Genomic DNA, 20241 nt, shown 5'->3' with positions numbered 1-20241 from the left:
GTGACGCTCCGGACAAGGTGCACTCCGAGGCGGGAATCGTGCGCCATAGCCCCCTGCCCCCTTGACCTGACAGCCGCCTCGCCTTAACCGCAACGCAACAATTTCGGCATGTCGGGGGCAGGCAATGAAGGTTCTTCTGATCGGATCGGGTGGACGCGAACATGCGCTGGCATGGAAGATCGCGCAGTCGCCGAAATTGACCAAGCTCTATGCCGCGCCCGGCAATCCTGGCATTGCCGAGGAAGCAACGCTCGTTGCGCTCGACACCGACAATCATGCCGCCGTTGCGGACTTCTGCCTGAAAGAGGCGATCGATTTCGTCGTGGTCGGGCCGGAAGGCCCGCTCGTGGCCGGCCTTGCAGACGTGCTGCGCGCTGCCGGTGTCGCCGTCTTCGGCCCTTCCGCTTCCGCGGCCCAGCTTGAAGGTTCCAAGGGCTTCACCAAAGACCTCTGCGCCAGATACGATATCCCGACCGGCGCCTACGGTCGCTTCACCGACGCTGAATCCGCCAAGGCCTATGTGTGCGAGCAGGGCGCGCCGATCGTCATCAAGGCCGATGGACTCGCCGCCGGCAAGGGTGTGACCGTTGCCATGGAACTCGACGAAGCGCTCGCTGCTGTCGATGACTGCTTCGATGGCGCCTTCGGCGCGGCCGGCGCGGAAGTGGTGGTCGAAGCCTATCTCGACGGCGAGGAGGCAAGCTTCTTCTGCCTCAGCGACGGCAAGACCGCGCTCGCGCTTGCCTCGGCACAAGACCACAAGCGCGTCGGCGATGGCGACACCGGCCCGAATACCGGCGGCATGGGCGCCTATTCGCCAGCGCCTGTGATGACATCAGAAATGACCGAGCGCACGATGAAGGAGATCATCGAGCCGACCATGCGCGGCATGGCGGAGAGCGGACATCCCTTTTCCGGCGTGTTCTTCGCCGGGCTGATGATCACCGCCAAGGGGCCGGAGCTGATCGAGTACAATGTGCGTTTCGGCGACCCGGAATGCCAGGTGCTGATGATGCGCATGAAGAGCGACCTCTTGCCACTGCTTTATGCCGCGGCGACGGGCACGCTTGCGGGCATGGAAGCCGAATGGCGCGACGAAACGGCACTGACGGTGGTCATGGCGTCGAAGGGATATCCGGGCAGCTACGACAAGAACTCGCCCATTGCTGCGCTGCCCGAGGCCTCGCCTGAGACCAAGGTGTTTCACGCCGGCACAGCGATGAAGGACGGCAGCCTGGTTGCAACGGGCGGGCGGGTGCTGAACATCACGGCGATCGGCGAAAGCGCAAGCGCTGCCAAGGACCGCGCCTATTCGGCAGTCGACGGCGTTTCCTGGGACAACGGCTTCTATCGCCACGATATCGGCTGGCGCGCGGTTGCCCGCGAGAAGGCCTGACCGCCGCCGGTAAATGCGCCGGATCATTCAATTTTTACCAATTCTCCTGACGGGAAAGTAAGAGAGAACGCATATTCTTGCCGACTGCATGGTTCCTTAAATCGTAGCCGATTTCAGGACAAAACATGCAGCAATTCAAAGTGCTACAGCGACCTTTGCGCGTCTGATAAGACGCGCGGCGCTGTAGAACAAACTCGGAGAGAAGACCGATGCGCCTGTTGCTGATCACCACCGCCGTTGCGCTCGCCGCCGGCAGCGCCTGGGCACAGTCGATCGAAGCTGTCGTTTCCGGGGAGGCCGTCAATTCCAGCGTGGCCTCTGTCTCCTGCGCACAATGCCCGCCGCTGCAGATCAAGAAGAAGGTCACCTATGTGGTGCCTGAGATCGAGAATGGCAGCGAGAAGGTCGAGCTCAAGCAAATCAACGGTGAGATGCGGCTTGTGCGCACCGAAGCCTGGCTCGGCGGCTCGCCGGTTGTTTTCGTCAGCAAGCCTTCTGAGGAGGCTGTCAAAGCAGCCGCGAACGGAGCCGAACAGGCGGATACGGCGACCGCTGCGGCCGATATCGATATCGCGAACCCGGGCAATCATGACTTGGCTGCGTCTGTGATCGACGAGACCGCCAAAACTGCCGCGGTTCAGACCCTTACACAGGCAGAGCCGGCAGTCGCGGCATCTGTGGCCGCCGAAAGCTCACGGCAATTTGATCCGACCGGCCTCGAACTTCGGCTAAACTGAGGGCCTAAACGGGAAAGTTCCCTGCCCCGGCCAGCCTCCCCTGCATTCAAGGGCTGACGGGCAATTCGCTGAAACAGCGAGAGATTGCGCCCCTGAGAGAAGCAGGGGCGCAATCTTTTTATCTGGGCTCGTGTTATCTGGGTTGGCGTGGGCCATCGATCCGCTCGACCAAGGCTTCAATCTCCCTGTCGGAATAAACCTCGATACCGTTCCTTGCGAGCAGCGCGGCCGTAACCCCCTGCCCCGCGTGGCGTGCGCCGGAAAACGTGCCGTCGTAGACGAAACCCGATCCGCAGGACGGGCTGCCGTCGATCAACAGCGCGAAACGACAGTCCGTTTCGCGCGCGAGCGCCAGCGCATTCTCGGCGGCGTCCAGAAACTCACCGGTGATATCGCGGCCGGTATTCTCGACGACGGTTGCCCCGCCGTCGAGCACGTTGGTGCCGGACATGCCGGACGCGATCTCGGCCGGCGGACGCGGCACCGGCATGCCGGCCGACATTTCGGGACAGATGGTGACGAGCCGGCCCTCTAGGCGCCAGCGGTCGATGGCCGGATGGACGAGCGGCTTCGACGCGCCATCGTAGCGCACGGCATGGCCCATGAGGCAGGCGCTGACGAGGATCTTCGCCGTCATGCACACCTCCCCCGTCATCCCGCGATCTTGGAGAAATCGGCAACCGTGCCGGTCGCCGAGCGGATGAGACCGAGCAGTGCCAGGCGGTTTGCCCGAATCGACACGTCATCGTCATTGACGAGAACGTCGTTGAAGAACTGGTCGACCGGTTCGCGCAGCTTCGACAGGGCCTGCATGGCGGAGCGGAAGTCCTCCTTGACGATCGCCTCGCGTGCCTCGCCCGAGCCCAGCTGAACCGCAGCGTGCAGCGCCTTTTCGGCGTCGAGACGGAAGAGATCAGCGTCGACGGCGTCGGCCACGGCCGTACCTTTTTTCTCTTCGGCTGCGAGGATCTGCGTCGCGCGCTTGGTGCCGGCGAGCAGGTTCTTGCCCTCTTCGTCGGTGATGAAGGCGGTCAGCGCCTCGACGCGACGGGCGATCATCAGCAGATCGTCCGCATCCGACGTCAGCACCGCATCGATCAGGTCGTGACGGGCGCCGAGATCGCGCAGATAGACCTTGAGGCGATCGTGGAAGAAGGAGAGCAGGTCCGCCGACACATCGCTCGTCAGCGCCGGCTTCTGCGCCCGCAGGGCGGTCAGCGCGATCTCGAGGAACGGCGTGAGCGGCAGGCGCGCCTTGCCTTCAAGGATGAGGCGGATAACGCCGAGCGCGGCGCGGCGCAGGGCGTATGGATCCTTGGAGCCGGTCGGCTTTTCGTCGATCGCCCAGAAACCGACGAGCGTGTCGAGCTTGTCGGCCAGCGCCACGGTCACGGCGACGGCATCGGTCGGCGCGCGGTCCGAGGGGCCATTCGGCTTCCAATGATCTTCGATTGCCGTTGCGACGGAAGCGTCTTCGCCCTGGAGCAGCGCATATTTGCGACCCATGATGCCCTGAAGTTCGGGGAACTCGCCGACGGCTTCGGTGCGCAGGTCAGCCTTTGCCAGCACCACGGCACGATCGACCAACTTGGCGTCGGCGCCGGTTACCTTGGCAAGCTCGGCGGCAAGCGCACGGATGCGGGCAACACGTTCGCCCTGTGTGCCGAGCTTGGCATGGAAGGTGACGTTCAGCGCATCGAGTTTCGCCATGCGCTGGTCGAGCGGCTTGTGGAGATCGAGGTCGAATTTTTCAGCCGACGGCTTCAATGTTTCCAGGTCCGGCAGGTTGCCCTGGTCGCGGTGCCAGAAGTGGGCGGCGTCCGACAGGCGGGCGCGCACGACCTTGCCGTTGCCGTGAACGATCTCCTTGCCGCCGTCCTTCGCCTCGATGTTGGAAACGAGGATGAACTTGTTGGAGAGCGTTTCCGCACCCGGCGCGCGGGTCACGAAACACTTCTGGTTGGTCTTGATCGTCAGGCGGATGATTTCCGAGGGGATTTCGAGATAGCTCTCTTCAAAGCTTCCCATCAGCACCTGCGGCCATTCGACGAGGCCGGAAACCTCCTCGAGCAGGCCTTCGTCCTCGACGAGTTCGAGGCCGTTGGCAAAGGCGATATTATGTGCGTCAGCCGAGATCATCTGCTTGCGGCGTTCGCCGTCGAGCACGACCTTCGCCCGCTCCAGCTTCTCGGCATAGTCGGCAAAGCGGCGCACGGTGATCGCTTCGGGCGCGTGAAAGCGGTGGCCGTAGGTGACGTTGGAGGCGACGATGCCGTCGACCTCGAAGGGGATCACATGGGTTTCGTCGGTTTCCGAGCCGAAGGTGCAGACGATCGACTGCAGCGGACGGACCCAGCGCAGAGCGCCCGGCTTGGCCGAGGCAGCCCCGGAGCGCATCGGCTTCGGCCAGGGAAAGTTGCGGATGATCTCGGGCATCGCCTCAGCGACGATCTCTTCGGCCGGACGGCCCGGCTTGACGATATGGGCGACGTAAAAATCACCCTTCTTCGGATCGCTATGGACATGGGCCTCGCTGATCGAAGAAAGGCCGGCACCGCGCAGAAAGCCCTCGATCGCCTTTTCGTTGGCGTCGGTACGCGGACCCTTGCGGTCTTCGCGCACATCGGCGGAACGGGCATTGAGGCCGCGGATATCGAGCGTCAGCCGGCGTGGCGTCCAGTATTCACGCGCACCCTCATAGGTCAAACCCGCTTCCACCAGCGCATCGGTCAGCAGCTTCTTGAGGTCGCCGGCCGCCTTGCGCTGCAAGCGGGCAGGAATTTCCTCGGAGCGGAGTTCGATAAGAAGATCGGGCATGGGAGATGACTTTTTCTGTTCCGGACGGTTGGCGCCGACTTAGCAAGCTCTGGCGAAAATGTCACCAAGCCCGACGATGAATTTGATTTAGAGGCAGGAGGGTCGCGGTACGATCACCAGCCGCCGCCGCCGCCACCGCCGCCACCGCCGCCGGAAAAACCGCCGCCCGTGGAAAAGCCCGACGACGAGGATTTCGGCGGGGGCGGCAAGGAGGAGGTCATGGTGTCGGCCATCGAGCCGGCAAAGCCGCCGATCCGATCCCCGAACGAACTCGATCCGAAGCCATCGCCATGGTACCAGGCAGGCTGGTAGGCGGCAGTGGCAGCTGGCCCGGCAGCGGCAGCCAGCAGCCAGTGATCGAAGGTTTGCGTCCACGGCTTTTCCACCCCAAGCGCAACGGCATAGGGCAACAGGGTCTCGAAATGCCGGGGCGACATTTCGGGCGCACCTTGCATATTCATCCGATCCTTCTCGGCAAGCGTCATGTATTGCCTGAGGCCGTCGATGCCATCCATCATCCGGGTACCGAGCGGCGTCGGCGCGCCCATCAGGAAGAAGAACAGCACGTTGACAAGTACGATGCCGCCGATCGCAAACAGCAGCGGCAGCTCGTCGGTCTCGGAGGCGGAGTAGAAGACGACCGCAAGGATGCTTGAAAAGATGGTGAAGGCGACGAAGCCGATGAAGGCGATCACCACGATCGACATGATCCGGCTCATCAGGCTCTTTTCGCGCCGCAGGGATTTGCCGAAGGAAACGGCGAAGATGGAAACGAAAAAGGCGATGAAGACGGGGACGATCACCAGCGGGATGCTGTCCTCGCTCAAATCGCCGAACAGGAACACCGCGGCGATCGCAAGAACCGAAAGCAGCACCCCGGCAATGATGTAACCGGTGTTGGCCAGATAGTATTTGCCGCGGTGCTCGCGCTCCATGGCATTGCGGAAGTCGGCACCCGTCGCCTGCACCTTCGTGCCATTGGCCCTGTCGATCTTCAACTTGCCGCCGGCGGCATTGACGGCCTTCATCAGGCTCGCCTCGCCGGTCGGCAGCTTTTCGCTGCTGCCCTTGCCGGTCGCGGCAATGATGATGGCGCTCTTCAGATCTTCAAGGACGACATGGCCCTTCACCGCGAGGCTGAGCGCCGATGCCGACAGAGCCGTCCACCCCTCGCCGGAAAAGCCCCTGTTGTCGATATAGTTGACAAGCGCCGGCGAAATGCCCTCAGGCGCGTCCCAGCGCGGCACCATCACGCCGCGCGCCGGGTCCCGGCCCACCTTCAGCCAGGCGCGGCCATAGTAGAGCGCCACCACCACGAGACCTGCTCCAGCAATGACAAGCGCCATATGATCGCGCAGCCACCAGGTGTTTTCCTGGCTCGTGGTCGGCTGGTCGATGCTGCCCTTCGGCATCTTGACCGCGATCGTCAGACCCTCCTTCGGCTCGAGCCGCCGGGTGGTTGCAAAGAAGATTTCGCTGCCTTCCTCCGACGCCAGCGCGTCCTTGCCGGTTGCGCCATAACCGCCGGTGAAAACGTCGAGTGCCTCGGGCCGCACCCCTTCCGGCAGATTGACGGTTGCGCTCGCCTCGTCGATCGGGAACGCCCATTCGGTGCCGGTCACGTTCCAGTAGAGTTCGTCATGATCGTCGAAGAAGCGGATCTGCCGGCTGGTCTCATAGGTGAACTGGAACGTATGCTCGCCGTGTGGCAGAAAGACCTCGGCAGAGCCGGTGTAGATGCGGATGCCGCCCGAGATCGATTCGGTGCGGTAGGGCTCCTCCTCGCCGTCGCGTTCGACCGAAAGCAGCTTGAAATCCACCTTGCTGCGGCGGCCCTTGGCATCGGTGAAGGTCAGCGGCAGGTCACGAAAGATGCCCCGCCGGATCTGGTTTCCCTCGACATTGGCGGTGATCGTCTCGGTGACCGTCAGCGTTCCGTTCTCGGCGACATCGATCACCGAATGATAGGACGAAAACACCTCGTCCGCCCGGCCGACACCCGCTGTCGCCAGCAGGAAGAAGAAGATGCCAAGCAGGGCGACGAAACGGGTCATGCGGTCTCAGACCTTTCGATCGATCTTGAGGAGCGGTTTCATGGTTTTTCGCGTCTCATGGCGGAAAACCGCTTCGCACTCTTCCTGGAAAAGCTTTGAGGCGCGAGATCAAGGACGATCACCGGTGAAGGTAACGCCAAGCGATGCAAGCGCATCCCAATAGGCAGGATAGGTCTTGGCGACGCAGCCGGGGTCCTCGATGGCAATGCCGTGGATCTTGAGCCCGGCAAGGGCGAAGCTCATGGCGATGCGATGGTCGGCAAAGGTGTCGATCGACGCCGGCAATGTCTGGCCGGCGAGCGCCGGATCGGAGGAGACGATGAGATCGTCGCCCTCTTCGTGGGCAAGCCCCGGACGGATCGCGGTCAGGCCGAGCGACAAGGCACGGACACGGTCGCATTCCTTCACGCGCAGATTGGTGAGCCCGACGAAGCGCACGGGCGTCTCGTTGAAGGCGGCAAGAACGGCGATCGTCGGTATCGCGTCCTGCATCTGCGATCCGTCGATGACGGCGGGAAGATGCGGGAAGCTGGAAATGACGGCGTGGGCGCGTGCGTCAGGCTGCGAGAACACCGAGGCAGGAACGCCGAGATCGATGGCCCCTCCGGTCAATACTTCCGCGGCCCAGAGATAGGTCGCGGCCGACGCGTCAGGCTCGATCACGAAGTCGGCGGCGCGATAGCCCGTCGGCGCGACCTGCCAGATGGATGGGCTCAACTGCTCGACCTCGGCGCCGAACGCACGCATCGCCGCAACCGTCAGATCGATGTAGCCGCGCGCGCCGATTTCGTCGCCGGCAAGCTCGATGCGGACAGGGCCCTTGGCGCCAGGGGCAGCCATCAGCAGAGCCGATACGTATTGGCTGGAAAGGCCAGCGTCGATTTCGATCCGTCCGGCGGGAAAGCCGCCCTTGCCATTGACGGTGACCGGCGGGCATCCGGTTTCGGACGTCACCTCGACGCCGAGCGTGCGAAGCGCGTCGACGAGCGGCTTGATCGGCCGCTTGCGCATGTGCTGGTCACCATCGACGACAACCGGGCCGTCGACCAGAGCGGCGGCGGCTGTCAGGAAGCGCGTCGCAGTTCCCGCATTGCCGAGGAACAGGGGCGCGGACGGCGACGCAAGCCGGCCGGTTCCGGTAACGACGAATGTCGTGTCGTCCGGTTCGCTGACCTCAACGCCCATCGCCCGCAAGGCATCGGCCATATAGCGCGTGTCGTCGCTCTTCAGCGCACCCGTCAGCCGGCTCGTGCCCTTGGCCAGACCCGCGAGAAGCAGCGCCCGATTGGTGATCGACTTCGAACCCGGCGGGCGAACGTGGCCGCGCAGGGGGTGGTCGGTCGGCAGGATGGTCAGCTTCTTCACGGTATCACTCATGCTCGGGTCTCTTTATGCAAGTAGCGCCGAGGCTGTCGGCCTCGGCAGGCGTGTCTCTTATCAGCAGGTGGCGTAATCGGGTAACGTCCCCGATCAGAATTTGACTTGCGGCACCGCGCGATCCGCCTCGTTGGCGATCTCGAAATAGCCGGCCTTCACGAAGCGGAAGGCGTTGGCGATGAGGTTCGACGGGAAGCTCTCGACCTTGACGTTCAAGTCGCGTGCCGCTCCGTTGTAGTAGCGGCGCGACATCTGGATCTCGCCCTCGATCGTCTCCAGCGAGCGCTGCAGTTCCGCGAAGTTCTCGTTGGCCTTGAGATCCGGATAGGCTTCGGCGAGGGCAAAGAGCTTGCCGAGCGCTTGCGACAGGGCGCCTTCAGCGGCTGCCCGCCCCTCGACATCACCTGCTGGAACGGCCTGAGCGCGATTGCGCATCGCGATCACCTCTTCGAGCGTCGACTTCTCGTGCGCTGCGTATCCTTTAACCGTCTCGATCAGGTTGGGGATGAGGTCGGCGCGTCGCTTGAGCTGCACGTCGATACCCGACCAGGCTTCCTCGGCGATCTGCCGTGCCTTGACGAGGCCGTTGTAGACGAAAACGAGATACAGGATCACGGCGACGCCGATGGCCAGACCAATCATGGGATACCTCCAAAAAACTCGGCAGAGATTAGCACCGGCTTTCCAGCTTCAAAGACCTTTCTGCAGCATTCGGGCGGAGAAACGCACTCCTCCCCAAATGCAAGCCGAAGGCGCTGAACACACTGTTCACCGCTACGGCCTATCCCCAGACCAAAACACCTCGATTCCTGTTCCATCGGGAACCGCAGGGATCCGGACGATGGGCGATAGTCGCGCCATCGAACAACCCCGGATACGAAGTGAAGACCATGAAAACGCTCGCAACCCTCATCAACGTGATCGCCTTTTCGGCGCTCTTCGTTGCCTATGCGAGCGTCGGTTCGGCCGAAAGACCGACTGGTGTCCGCCGGGCGCTGCAGACCTACTCCGGTCAGGTTTACACCGGCACCTACCCCACGCTGAAGCCCGTCTGGAAGATCAGCGTCGACGCCAGCGACACGATCTGAGATCTACAGCGTCGCAATCGCGTCGGCAGCTTCATCTGCGCCGAGATTGGTGACGTCGAGCTCGATGAGCTGGTCGCATTTTCCTTTCAACAGAGCGTGCCGGCCTCTGAGATCGATCAGCACCTGCGGATCGGTCAGTTTGTGGACCTTGGAGCGGCCGGCGCGCGTCAGCCGCTTCAGGTTTTCCTCTATCGAACAGTCGAGAACGACCGCGACGAAACGGGCGCTGCGCTCGCTAGCCAGCGCCACATAGTCTTCGAACGCCCGGCTGTCGAATGCGTCATCCGACAGCGCATCGGTGAAGAGGAAGGATTGACCGGCATCGGCCTGGCGCACATGGTCGAGCACCGCCGTTCTGATCGTCGCCCGCAGCGACCAATAGAGCGGCGTGCCCCTGGTAAACAGTGCCTCGGCCGGATTGATCAGCGTATGGTTGTCGGCAAGCCTCGCGCCGAGATGATCGGCGAGATGGCGTGCGATGGTCAGCTTTCCGGTGCCCGGCCAGCCATTGATATGAACGATGAGGCTGGCTGGCTCGGCGATCAAGCGGCGTCCCGGTTGAGGTTCGCGCCGCCGGCATCGGTCAGCAGGAACGCCTCGCCACAGGCCTTTGCCAATGTGCGGACGCGCAGAATGTAGCTTTGCCGCTCGGTGACCGAAATCACCCCGCGCGCATCGAGCAGGTTGAAGACGTGGCTCGCCTTGATGCACTGGTCGTAGGCGGGGAAGACACACTTGTGCAGGTGGTTGTTTGTGCCGTTGCCCGGCGCGCCGGCCGCCAGCAGAGTCTGGCACTCTACCTCGGCATCGATGAAGTGCTGATGCAGCATGGCGGTGTTGGCGTATTCGAAGTTGTACCGCGAATATTCCTGCTCCGCCTGCAGGAACACGTCGCCATAGCTGATCTTCTCGTCGCCTTCGCGGCCGTTGAAGTTCAGATCATAGACGTTGTCGACGCCCTGGACATACATCGCCAGACGCTCGAGACCGTAGGTCAGTTCACCAGCAACCGGAGAGCATTCGATGCCGCAGACCTGCTGGAAATAGGTGAACTGCGACACTTCCATGCCGTCGCACCAGCATTCCCAGCCAAGGCCCCAGGCGCCCAGCGTCGGGCTTTCCCAGTCGTCCTCGACGAAGCGGATATCGTGCAGCAACGGGTCGAGGCCGATCGCCTCCAGCGAGCCAAGATAAAGCTCCTGCAGGTTGGACGGGTTCGGCTTCAGGATCACCTGATATTGATAATAGTGCTGAAGACGGTTCGGGTTCTCGCCATAGCGGCCGTCGGTCGGGCGACGGGACGGCTGGACATAGGCTGCGCGCCACGGACGGGGACCGAGCGCACGCAGCGTCGTTGCCGGATGAAACGTACCGGCACCGACTTCCATGTCGTAGGGCTGCAGCACCGCGCAACCCTTGTCGGCCCAATAGTTGTGCAGCGTCAGGATCAGAGCCTGGAACGAGCGCTTGGGGTTCATGTGGTCGGGCAGCGAGGCGGTGGTCATGGGGAACGTCCGAATTCTTCACGAAATGAGAGCCGGACAGGTGCCACGCCGGGCGACAGGGGTCAAGCGCTGAGGCGGCTCTCCGTGCACGCAAAGGTGCACGAAAAATCTCAGTCGTCTTCGCGCTTGAGCCGGTATTCGCCGGTCTCGGGATCCTTGACGAGGGTTCCGCTCGCGCCGGTCTGCTGCTCGCGGCGCGTCTGGTCGCGCTGACGCGTCAGCTTCTGGGCATCCGCAATGAACTTGCGGTAGCCGATCCATAGAACGAAGCCTGCGATCAGGAGCAGGATAAGCTGCGGCATCTTTCCTCCCTACTGCATATTTTTATCCTTAAATCGAAGTCGATTTAAGGATAAAAATATGCAGCCATTCAAAGTGCTACAGCGACATTTGCGCGTCTAATAAGACGCGCGGCGCTGTAGGCTCGTCGCACCGGTCGCGGCTCAAAGCCCGAAACGCGCCCACAATGCCCTTTCCTCTACTGCTTCGGCAAGACCCGCCATCGCAGAAGCCGCGATCGGTGCAGCGATATCGCCGGCAATCGATGCGCCGGTCTGGCGCCGCCCGAAAAGGCTGCGCGCCGGCTGGATCAGTTCGAGCCGCGCCTTCTCGCCATAGCGCTTCTTCACCTCGCCGCGCAGATCGCCGAGGCCGTCGATCAGACCCAGTTCCAATCCGCGCCGCCCAGTCCAGAAAAGCCCGGAAAAAACGTCGGGATGGTCGGCCAGCAGCTGTCCGCGGCGGGCCTTCACCATCTGGATGAAGGTGTCGTGGATATCGAGCTGCAGGCTCTTCAGGAACTCGATGTCGCGTTCTTTCTCTGGCTGGAACGGGTCGAGCATGACCTTGTTCTCGCCGGCGGTATAGACGCGCCGCTCGACACCGATCTTCTTCAACAGTTCCGGAAAGCCGAAGCCGCCGGAGACGACACCGATGGAACCGACGATCGACGTCGGATCGGCGATGATCTCGTCGCCGGCAAGCGCGATCATGTAACCGCCGGAAGCGGCCACGTCCTCGACGAAGACGAGCACGCGCTTCTTCTTTTCCTGGGCGAGATCGCGGATGCGCTGGTAGATCAGTCGCGACTGCACCGGCGAACCGCCGGGAGAGTTGATCGAAATCGCAACGGCCGGAGCCTCCTTCACCGCGAAGGCCTTCTCCAGCAGCGGCGCGACTGAGGCCAGATTGAGTGCCGGACGAAACTGGCCACCACCGGCCATGATTGCGCCGTGAAGCCGCACGACGGGGATGGCAATGCCATCCCGCCGAAAACGCCTCGGCATCAGCCTTTTGAAGAACCCGGCCATTTCAACTCCTGCAATACGAACACTTGTTCCTGCATGTATGCACTGGTCGTCCAAACGCAATGCCGGATACGGTAAATCAACGGCGCCGATAGGCAGCGCGTCCGTTGTTGAGATCGTCGACATCGCCGGCAAAGCGATGGGCGCCCTCCTCGTGCACCATCAGCGGCGCTCGCAGCACCAGCCGCTTGCGGCTCTGCTTGATCGCGGTCACGAGGATGCGCACGGCATTCTCGCCGGTGCGCGGATGCAGCGGCGTAATCTCGATACCGCCGAAGCGGCGGCCACAGGCGGCAATGATATCCGCGATCGATTCCGGCCGGGCGATCAGCGACAATTGTCCGCCCGGCTTCATGATCGCACCCGCCGTCTTGATCCAGATCTCGAACAGGCCGTCGCTCATCGCATGCGCCTCTGCCTTGAGGCTGTCCGGCGTGCGGTGGTCGGAAGCATCGTTGAAAGGGGGGTTCATGATCACGTGATCGAAGGCATCGTCGGGCAAGCCGGCGGCACGGCGCGCCCTGCCGGTAAGCGCAACGTCCGCCTCGATCACCGACACCCGCTCGGCGAAACGCCCGTTTTCGGGAAGCGCGAGGCTTCGGCGTGCAAACGCCGCCATGGTCGGCGAACGCTCCACCAGCACGACCTCGGCCAGATCGAGCCGCGAGGCGACCGCCATGCCGGCCGCACCCGCTCCGGCGCCAAGGTCGGCCACACGGCAGGCGCGGTCAGAAGCAACCAGCGAAGCGAGCAACATCGCATCCATGCCGGAGCGATGTCCCTGCCCCAGCGGCTGCACGACATGGAACCTGCCGCGGTGGAATGCATCGACCGTCTCAGACTCGACAAGCGTCATAGGTCCTTCGCTCATGGCCGATCGTCACACATAGGCGCCGACGAACCGCTGATCATGCCCGCAACTCCGCTTCCAACCCCGCTTCGACGAGGATGCGGCGCGCGGCATCGGCATCGTCGTCCGGCACGAGGAAACGGCGCGGCAGCAGGCCCAGCGATCCCTCCAGAATGCTCATGCCCTGATCGGCGATCAGGCTGTTGATACCGGCGTCCTTCATCAAGCTCTCGGCAAAAGAGAGCAGAACGACGTCGTTGGTGCGGATCAATTCCTTCATCCAGCGGTTTTTCCTGTCCTATTTCAGCAAGCGGGACAATTCGCCTCTTGCCGCACGTGCCCCCCCTTCCTATTGTCGAAAGCGACAATGAAAACAGGAGTCCCGGTGTTGGGCGTAGTGATACCGCTGGAAGACAGCAAAAACAAACTGGCGTCCGTGAAACCGCTCGTTGACTTGACGTCTCCCGACATGGAACGCGTCAACCAGCTCATCCTGTCGAGGGCCGGGTCCGACGTCCAGATGATTCCTGAGGTCGCCAACCACCTGATTTCCTCCGGTGGAAAGCGCCTGCGACCGATGCTGACGCTCGCCTCCGCCGCGATGTTCGGTTACGAGGGCGACGCTCACGTCAAGCTCGCCACCAGCGTCGAGTTCATGCATACGGCAACGCTGCTGCATGACGATGTCGTGGACGAAAGCGACCTGCGCCGCGGCAAATCCACCGCTCGGACGATCTGGGGCAACCAGGCAAGCGTGCTCGTCGGCGACTTCCTGCTCGGCCAGGCCTTCCGCATGATGGTCGATGTCGGCTCGCTCGATGCGCTCGACGTGCTGTCGACCGCTGCGTCGGTGATCGCCGAGGGCGAGGTGCTGCAGCTTTCCGTCGCCAAGAACATGGAGACGACCGAGGACGACTATCTCCAGGTCATCCGCGCCAAGACCGCAGCGCTGTTCGCCGCGGCCGCAGAAGTCGGGCCGATCGTCGCCCAGACCAGCAAATCCGACCGCAATGCGCTCAAATCCTACGGCATGAATCTCGGCCTCGCCTTCCAGCTCGTCGACGACGTGCTCGACTATGGCGGTTCTGCCAGCGATCTCGGCAAGAATGTCGGCGACGATTTCCGCGAAGGCAAGATCACCCTTCCGGTGATCCTGTCCTATCGTCGCGGCACACCGGAGGACCGCGCCTTCTGGCGTCAGGCGATCGAAGGCGGCGACAGCAGCGATGCCAACCTTGAAAAGGCGCTCGGCCTGATCAAGCGATATGGGGGCTTAAGCGATACCATCGCCCGTGCCCAGCACTATGGCACGATCGCGCGCGATGCCTTGGCACCGCTCCCGGTTTCGCCGTGGAAATCGGCGCTGGTCGAGGTCATCGACTTCTGCATCGACCGGGTCAGCTGACGCGCGCGCCCGGCCGAACCTGGACATCCAAGAGGAATTTCTTGCCGCGTTGCGCCAAAAAAGCCATTCTGTTCCTCAAGAGTTGTGCCAGGCAACACGTGGCTGATTCCAAAACAACCCTCAGTCGTGCGCAAGGCCGAGAGATCGGCAATGAAAGGTTTGACATGCGGCAAAAGACGATCCTCCGCCTTCTCAGCGGCGCTGCACTGATGGCTCTTGCCTCGGTCAGCGGCAGCTACCAGGCTTTCGCCGAGGAAAAGGCCGCCGTCGAAGAGACCGAGCCTTTCGACATCACGTCCGTCAACACCTTTGCAGGTGCGTTCCTGGCTGCCCGCACGGCCGACACGGACCGTGACTTTGCCGCAGCCAACGAGCTTTACCGCATCGCCCTGCAGTTCGAGCCGAACAACAACGAAGTCAAGCAGCGGCTGATGATCACCCTGCTGATGGCCGGCAAGTTCGACGATGGCGCCAAGATCGCCGAGCAGTTGAAATCCGATCCCGCTGTCGAGCGCATCACCACCGTCATCCGTGCGATCGAGGCGATCCGCAAGCGCGAATACCGCAACGCGCAGAAGCTCTTGAACTATGAGGGCCCGAACGACCTCGACCGGCTGATGAACGGCCTGCTTTCGGCCTGGGCCAAATTCGGCCAGGGCAAGCCCAAAGAGGCGCTGGCGCAGGTCAACGGTCTCGAAGGACCGGACTGGTTCCGCGTATTCAAGAATTATCATGCCGGCGCGATCGCCATCGCTTCCGGTGACAAGGCCACCGCTCGCGCCAAGCTCAACGACGCGATCCTCGATCGCGAAGGCGGCAGTGCTGCGCCTGACACGTTCATGCGGGCGGTCGAGGCATTGGCGCGCTTCGAGGCGCGCGAAGGCAACAAACAGAAGGCGCTCGACACGGTCGCCGTCGGCGAGAACATGGTCAACAACTACACCCCGCTCGAGGCACTTCGGAAAAACATCGAGACCGGCCTACCCCAGGAGCAGCAGGTTAAGAACGCATCGCAGGGTGCGGCAGCCGTGCTGTTTTCCATCGGCGGCGCGCTCAACCGTGAAGGCGCCGAAGACATCGTCTCGCTCTATCTGCAGACGGCGCGTCGTCTCGACCCTGACAGCGCCGACATTCTCGTGATGCTTGCCGGCATCGCCGAGAACCTGAAAAAGCCGAAGGAAGCGATCGAGCTTTACCAGAGCGTGCCCGAGGCTTCGCCGATGCGCCGCCTGTCCGAGCTGCAGCTTGGCCTCAGCCTTGCCAGCATCGGCAAGGTGGATGAAGCCAAGAAGCACTTGAAGGCGCTGATCGACGTCGACCCGAAGAATATCCGCAACTATCTCGCCTATGGCAGCGTGCTTTCCGATGCCAAGGACTACAAGGAGATGGGCGAGCTTTACGACCGCGCCGTCGACGCGATCGGCCCTGTGCCGAAGCGCAGCGACTGGACCGTGTTCTTCCAGCGCGGCATCGCCTATGAGCGCCAGAAACTCTGGGACAAGGCCGAGCCGAGCTTCCGCAAGGCCCTGGAACTCAACCCGGATCAGCCGCAGGTGCTGAATTATCTCGGCTATTCCTGGGTCGACATGAACATCAATCTGGAACAAGGGCTCGACATGATCCGCAAGGCGGTCGAGTTGAAGCCGGACGACGGCTACATCGTCGATTCGCTCGGCTGGGCCTATTTCCGCATGAACCGCTTCGACGATGCGGTGGTCGAGCTTGAAAAGGCAGCCGAGCTGATGGCCGGCGACCCGACCATCAACGACCATCTCGGCGATGCCTATTGGCGCGTCGGCCGCAAGCTGGAAGCCGTGTTCCAATGGACCCAGACGCTTGAGCTGAAGCCCGAAGAGGAAGAGATCCCGAAGATCAAGGCCAAGATCGAAAACGGCCTGCCGGCGCTTAAGGAAGTGGTTCCGGCCTCTGCCGACGCCAAGGAAACAGCGCCGAAGAAGGTCACCCCGGAGGCGCCTGCGCCGGACAAGAAGTCCTGATCACAGCATGCTTCAAGGCGAGATTGCGGGCTTCGCGCTGACACGGGCGGCGCCCGCCAAGATCAACCTGGCACTGCATGTCGTCGGCCAACGGGCCGACGGCCACCATCTTCTCGAAAGTCTCGTCACCTTTGCCGATCGCGGCGACCGGATCGGCCTGACTCCGTCGGAGCAGGACCGTTTCACTCTGTCCGGGCCATTCGCCGCCGAATTGTCGACGACGGGTGACGACCAGGATGGCAATCTCGTGCTCAAGGCGCGGGACCTGCTGCGCCAGGCTCTGGCATCGCAGGGCGTCGACACCGGCCCGGTCCACATTCATCTCGAAAAGAACCTGCCCATCGCCTCGGGCATCGGCGGCGGGTCCGCCGATGCGGCCGCAACGCTTCGCGGCCTTCTCGACCTCTGGAAGACCGGCATCGAACCGGCGTTGCTCGCCGCCTTGGCGCTGAAACTCGGCGCCGACGTGCCAATGTGCCTAGACGGCAGGTCGCTTATTGCCAGTGGCATCGGCGAAGAGATCACCCCTGCCATTGAGCTTCCCTCCTTCCCGATCGTGCTGGTCAATCCTCTGGTCGCGGTCTCGACGCCGGTGATCTTCCGGACGCTGGAAAAGAAGAACAACCCACCGCTTGTGATCCCGGATGGCCTCGGCCCCCCTGCGGCCTGGCTTTCGGCCATGGCGGCGATGCGCAACGACCTGGAGCCGCCGGCGCGCCGGCTGCAGCCGGTAATCGCCGACGTCTCCGGCGCGCTGGCAACAACCGGAGCCGCGCTGGTGCGGATGTCCGGTTCAGGCGCCACCTGCTTCGGCCTGTTCGACAGCGACGAAAGCGCGCAGCGCGCCGCCTACACTCTTTCTGCCGCCCATCCTGAATGGTACGTTCTCGCCGGCAGAACCGTGGGCAGAGGGAAATAGAATGGCCGGGATCAATGACAATCGCCCTTTCGTCCCCGTCGGCATCGCCATACTGACAGTGTCCGACACGCGCACGCTGGCCGACGACAAATCCGGCGACACGCTTGAGGCGCGGGTGCGCGACGCCGGTCATCGTCTGGAGGCACGCGCAATCGTGCCGGACGATCGGCAAAGGATCCGCGATCAGGTGGAGGCCTGGACGCTCGACGAGACAATCGACGTGGTGATCACCACCGGCGGAACAGGCTTCACCGGCCGCGACGTCACGCCGGAGGCGCTCGAACCGCTGTTCGAGAAACGCATGGATGGCTTCTCCGAAGTTTTTCACCGGATTTCCTACGAGAAGATCGGCACCTCGACGATTCAGTCGCGCGCGACAGGCGGTGTCGCCAACGCCACCTTCATCTTCGTCCTGCCGGGGTCCCCCGGGGCCTGCAAGGATGCCTGGGACGGCATTCTCAAGCAACAACTCGACTACCGGCACATGCCGTGCAACTTCGTCGAGATCATGCCGCGGCTCGACGAGCATCTGAAACGGGGCTGACGCCTCAATCGGCGACCCAATTGTGCCGCGAGACAAGCCTGTTCCCTGGGGAACTGCGAAACCCGCAACCGCCTGCTACAGCTTCCAACGTCAGCTCGCATTGAGGGATCGCAACGAGATCCGAGCAAATCCTTCGACCGGAGCAAAGACGGCCCATCGCCGATGTCCCCCCAAGCGATGGGAACAAAAACATACGACGCGCGGCTCGCCCGGTCGCTCGGACAAGACTTTGCTAGCAAGGAAATTTGGTAGCCGCTTGGAGGTGCCGTCCGCAGGACAGGCACCTTTTTTGTTGGAGCGAATTTACTCTAGGCGCTCTGCCTGCTGTCAACGGCGACCCAGGCGGGGACAAGCTCCGTCGCAAGCTTTCGAACGGCGCGGATATTCGTCATTTCGCCCAGCGGCATCTTCCCGCGCGCGATCGCCAAGGCGTCGCGCTTGTGCACGAGGAAGCCCGCCTCCAGCGGCTTTACGCGCCGCGCGAGACGATGCAGCAACGGCTTGCGGTGCATTCGCGATGGCGAGAAACGGGCCGGCCCCTTGTGAAGCGACACATACTCGACGAGCTCATCCACCCAGCGCCCTATCGGCCGAGCACCGGGCTCAAGCAGCATCAGCCACTCGCCGCGCGCGGAGCGCACGATTTCGCCCAGATCCCAATCGACGCAGAAACGGCAGCCGGCGGCATCTGCCACGCGCACCGACCCGTCCTTCGAGCCATGATCGAGGATGATGACATCGCTGACCAAACCTTCGACGGCGCCTGCCACGAGCACGGACAGCGTCTGTGCCAGTTCCGCCTCGTTGTCACGTGTTTCCATGATGATCGTCAGCATAGCTGTTCCTACCGCATTGCAGCGTAAAATGCTACATCCGCGTGGCATGACCGCGCCCGCGATTTGTCCGATCGCCAAGTCATGCCGGTCGCTCTCGTTTCAGCACGCGCGATTTTTGTTCTTGAATTGTTCTTGTTTTCGCGATAGGAAAATAATCAGAACAAAACGGGATCAAACGGGTGATCCCTCGGAGATTCCGATGAAAGAGCTGTCTCAGATCAGGCAGGGTGCGCTTGCACCCGCCAACACGGCAGAGGTTGCCGAAGCATTGATGAGCGGGACCGGTCTCAGGATCGAGAATGACCGTCGCCGCGGGCGGGGTGCCGGACTGAACATGTCGGGCCGCTTTGAGCCGCAGGCGCGCGAGGTCTTCGACGACGGTTGGGAGAGCCTTGAGGACCTGCCTCCCTTCAAGACCGAGGTGCAGGTGGAAAAGCCGCGCTCGGTGATCAGCCGCAACGATTCTCCCGACATTTCCTTCGATCGCTCGATCAACCCTTATCGCGGCTGCGAGCATGGATGCATTTATTGTTTTGCCCGTCCGACACATGCCTATATGGGGCTTTCGGCCGGCCTCGATTTCGAGGCGAAGCTCTTTGCCAAGCCCGACGCCCCACGCCTGCTGGAGCGCGAGCTCGCCCGCACGGACTACAAGGTGAGGCCGATTGCGATCGGCACCAACACCGATCCCTACCAGCCGATTGAGAAGGAATGGCGGATCATGCGCCAGATCCTCGAAGTGCTGCAGGCCGCCAACCATCCTGTCATGATCGTGACGAAGTCGGCGATGGTGACGCGCGACATCGATCTGCTTGCACCGATGGCAGAAAAGGGACTTGCACGGGTCGGCATTTCGGTGACGACGCTCGACCGAAAGCTGGCGCGTACGATGGAGCCACGTGCTTCGACCCCTTCCAAACGACTGGAAGCGATGCGCGCCCTCACCGAAGCCGGCATTCCGACCGGCGTGCTGGTGTCGCCGATCATCCCGGCCCTCAACGATCATGAGATCGAACGGGTTTTGGAAGCCTCCCGATCGGCAGGAGCGCTGGAAGCGACCTATGTGCTGCTGCGCCTGCCGCTGGAGGTCAGCCCGCTCTTTCGCGACTGGCTGCTGCGGAACTATCCGGACCGCTATCGGCACGTCATGTCGCTTATCCGCTCGATGCGTGGCGGCAAGGATTATGACGCCGAGTTCGGCAAGCGCATGAAGGGCGCCGGTCCCTATGCCTGGCAGATCGGCCGCCGGTTTGAACTTGCGGCCAAACGCCTCGGTCTCAACCTCAATCGTCGACAGTTGCGCGACGACATTTTCGTGCCGCCACTCGGAACCGGCGTCCAGCTATCGCTGCTCTAGAGCATTTCCAGGAAAAGTGCGAAGCGGTTTTCCGTCAGGAAATGCGTAAAAA

The 20241-nt window shown here is 62.6% G+C and carries 20 protein-coding genes; 8 read left to right on the top strand and 12 right to left on the bottom strand.

The window, feature by feature from the left end; all coding sequences use genetic code 11:
• Window positions 1-124 precede the first annotated feature (124 nt).
• Both purD and C6558_RS04025 read left to right on the top strand, forming a co-directional pair.
• The gene (gene purD / locus C6558_RS04030; RefSeq protein ID WP_025426123.1) at window positions 125-1396 is read left to right on the top strand and encodes a phosphoribosylamine--glycine ligase; all 1272 of its coding nucleotides are present in this window, start codon (window positions 125-127) and stop codon (window positions 1394-1396) included.
• 209 nt (window positions 1397-1605) lie between these two features.
• On the top strand, window positions 1606-2133 hold the full coding sequence (locus C6558_RS04025) for a plant virulence effector HPE1-like domain-containing protein (protein WP_025426122.1): 528 nt from the start codon (window positions 1606-1608) through the stop codon (window positions 2131-2133).
• A gap of 133 nt (window positions 2134-2266) precedes the next feature.
• On the opposite strand, the gene C6558_RS04020 is transcribed toward C6558_RS04025, so the two are convergent.
• From C6558_RS04020 to C6558_RS04000, 5 genes are all read right to left on the bottom strand, one after another.
• A complete protein-coding gene (locus C6558_RS04020) occupies window positions 2267-2770 on the bottom strand; it encodes a DUF523 domain-containing protein (RefSeq protein ID WP_025426121.1) in 504 nt (167 codons plus the stop codon).
• Between the two features lie 14 nt (window positions 2771-2784).
• Entirely contained in the window at window positions 2785-4950 is a 2166-nt protein-coding gene (gene glyS, locus C6558_RS04015; protein WP_025426120.1) for a glycine--tRNA ligase subunit beta, read from the bottom strand.
• Window positions 4951-5063: 113 nt separating this feature from the next.
• The gene (locus tag C6558_RS04010; protein ID WP_025426119.1) at window positions 5064-7004 is read right to left on the bottom strand and encodes a DUF2207 domain-containing protein; all 1941 of its coding nucleotides are present in this window, start codon (window positions 7002-7004) and stop codon (window positions 5064-5066) included.
• A gap of 108 nt (window positions 7005-7112) precedes the next feature.
• The gene (aroA, locus tag C6558_RS04005; protein WP_025426118.1) at window positions 7113-8381 is read right to left on the bottom strand and encodes a 3-phosphoshikimate 1-carboxyvinyltransferase; all 1269 of its coding nucleotides are present in this window, start codon (window positions 8379-8381) and stop codon (window positions 7113-7115) included.
• A 93-nt stretch (window positions 8382-8474) separates the two neighbouring features.
• Window positions 8475-9023 (bottom strand): LemA family protein, encoded by a 549-nt coding sequence (locus tag C6558_RS04000; RefSeq protein WP_025426117.1) that lies wholly within the window; start codon window positions 9021-9023, stop codon window positions 8475-8477.
• Window positions 9024-9271: 248 nt separating this feature from the next.
• Between C6558_RS04000 and C6558_RS03995 the strand changes: the two genes are divergently transcribed.
• Window positions 9272-9469: a hypothetical protein gene (locus C6558_RS03995; protein ID WP_025426116.1), complete on the top strand. Its 198-nt coding sequence runs from the start codon at window positions 9272-9274 to the stop codon at window positions 9467-9469.
• A 3-nt stretch (window positions 9470-9472) separates the two neighbouring features.
• Here the strand turns inward: C6558_RS03995 and C6558_RS03990 are convergent, their stop codons facing one another.
• The 6 genes from C6558_RS03990 to C6558_RS03965 all read right to left on the bottom strand — a co-directional run bounded on the left by C6558_RS03990 (window position 9473) and on the right by C6558_RS03965 (window position 13411).
• Window positions 9473-10015 carry an AAA family ATPase gene (locus C6558_RS03990; RefSeq protein ID WP_107026868.1) on the bottom strand — a complete coding sequence of 181 codons (543 nt, stop codon included), beginning with the start codon at window positions 10013-10015 and terminating at the stop codon, window positions 9473-9475.
• Entirely contained in the window at window positions 10012-10974 is a 963-nt protein-coding gene (locus C6558_RS03985) for a glycine--tRNA ligase subunit alpha (protein ID WP_084814467.1), read from the bottom strand. The genes C6558_RS03990 and C6558_RS03985 overlap by 4 nt, the downstream gene beginning before the upstream one ends.
• 110 nt (window positions 10975-11084) lie before the next feature.
• Entirely contained in the window at window positions 11085-11276 is a 192-nt protein-coding gene (locus tag C6558_RS03980; protein WP_025426113.1) for a membrane protein, read from the bottom strand.
• Window positions 11277-11417: 141 nt separating this feature from the next.
• Complete coding sequence (locus C6558_RS03975) at window positions 11418-12284, bottom strand: S49 family peptidase (protein WP_025426112.1); 867 nt, start codon at window positions 12282-12284, stop codon at window positions 11418-11420.
• A 76-nt stretch (window positions 12285-12360) separates the two neighbouring features.
• On the bottom strand, window positions 12361-13137 hold the full coding sequence (locus tag C6558_RS03970) for a tRNA1(Val) (adenine(37)-N6)-methyltransferase (RefSeq protein WP_107026867.1): 777 nt from the start codon (window positions 13135-13137) through the stop codon (window positions 12361-12363).
• 52 nt (window positions 13138-13189) lie between these two features.
• A complete protein-coding gene (locus C6558_RS03965) occupies window positions 13190-13411 on the bottom strand; it encodes a DUF2007 domain-containing protein (protein WP_025426110.1) in 222 nt (73 codons plus the stop codon).
• Between the two features lie 108 nt (window positions 13412-13519).
• Between C6558_RS03965 and C6558_RS03960 the strand changes: the two genes are divergently transcribed.
• The 4 genes from C6558_RS03960 to moaB all read left to right on the top strand — a co-directional run bounded on the left by C6558_RS03960 (window position 13520) and on the right by moaB (window position 17996).
• On the top strand, window positions 13520-14536 hold the full coding sequence (locus C6558_RS03960) for a polyprenyl synthetase family protein (protein WP_025426109.1): 1017 nt from the start codon (window positions 13520-13522) through the stop codon (window positions 14534-14536).
• Between the two features lie 164 nt (window positions 14537-14700).
• Window positions 14701-16533 (top strand): tetratricopeptide repeat protein, encoded by a 1833-nt coding sequence (locus C6558_RS03955; RefSeq protein WP_025426108.1) that lies wholly within the window; start codon window positions 14701-14703, stop codon window positions 16531-16533.
• Between the two features lie 7 nt (window positions 16534-16540).
• The gene (locus C6558_RS03950) at window positions 16541-17452 is read left to right on the top strand and encodes a 4-(cytidine 5'-diphospho)-2-C-methyl-D-erythritol kinase (RefSeq protein ID WP_107026866.1); all 912 of its coding nucleotides are present in this window, start codon (window positions 16541-16543) and stop codon (window positions 17450-17452) included.
• 1 nt (window position 17453) lies between these two features.
• Window positions 17454-17996 (top strand): molybdenum cofactor biosynthesis protein B, encoded by a 543-nt coding sequence (moaB, locus tag C6558_RS03945; protein ID WP_025426106.1) that lies wholly within the window; start codon window positions 17454-17456, stop codon window positions 17994-17996.
• A 308-nt stretch (window positions 17997-18304) separates the two neighbouring features.
• Here moaB and C6558_RS03940 read toward each other — a convergent pair whose 3' ends face one another.
• Complete coding sequence (locus C6558_RS03940) at window positions 18305-18832, bottom strand: glycosyl transferase (protein WP_025426105.1); 528 nt, start codon at window positions 18830-18832, stop codon at window positions 18305-18307.
• A gap of 199 nt (window positions 18833-19031) precedes the next feature.
• Here C6558_RS03940 and C6558_RS03935 point away from each other — a divergent pair, with 199 nt between their 5' ends.
• The gene (locus C6558_RS03935) at window positions 19032-20189 is read left to right on the top strand and encodes a PA0069 family radical SAM protein (RefSeq protein ID WP_025426104.1); all 1158 of its coding nucleotides are present in this window, start codon (window positions 19032-19034) and stop codon (window positions 20187-20189) included.
• Window positions 20190-20241: the final 52 nt, after the last annotated feature.

Source organism: Ensifer sp. NM-2, assembly GCF_003024455.1.
GTDB lineage: Bacteria > Pseudomonadota > Alphaproteobacteria > Rhizobiales > Rhizobiaceae > Ensifer > Ensifer canadensis.
Note: the sequence above shows the minus strand (reverse complement) of the source record. Positions and strands in the feature narration are given on the sequence as shown.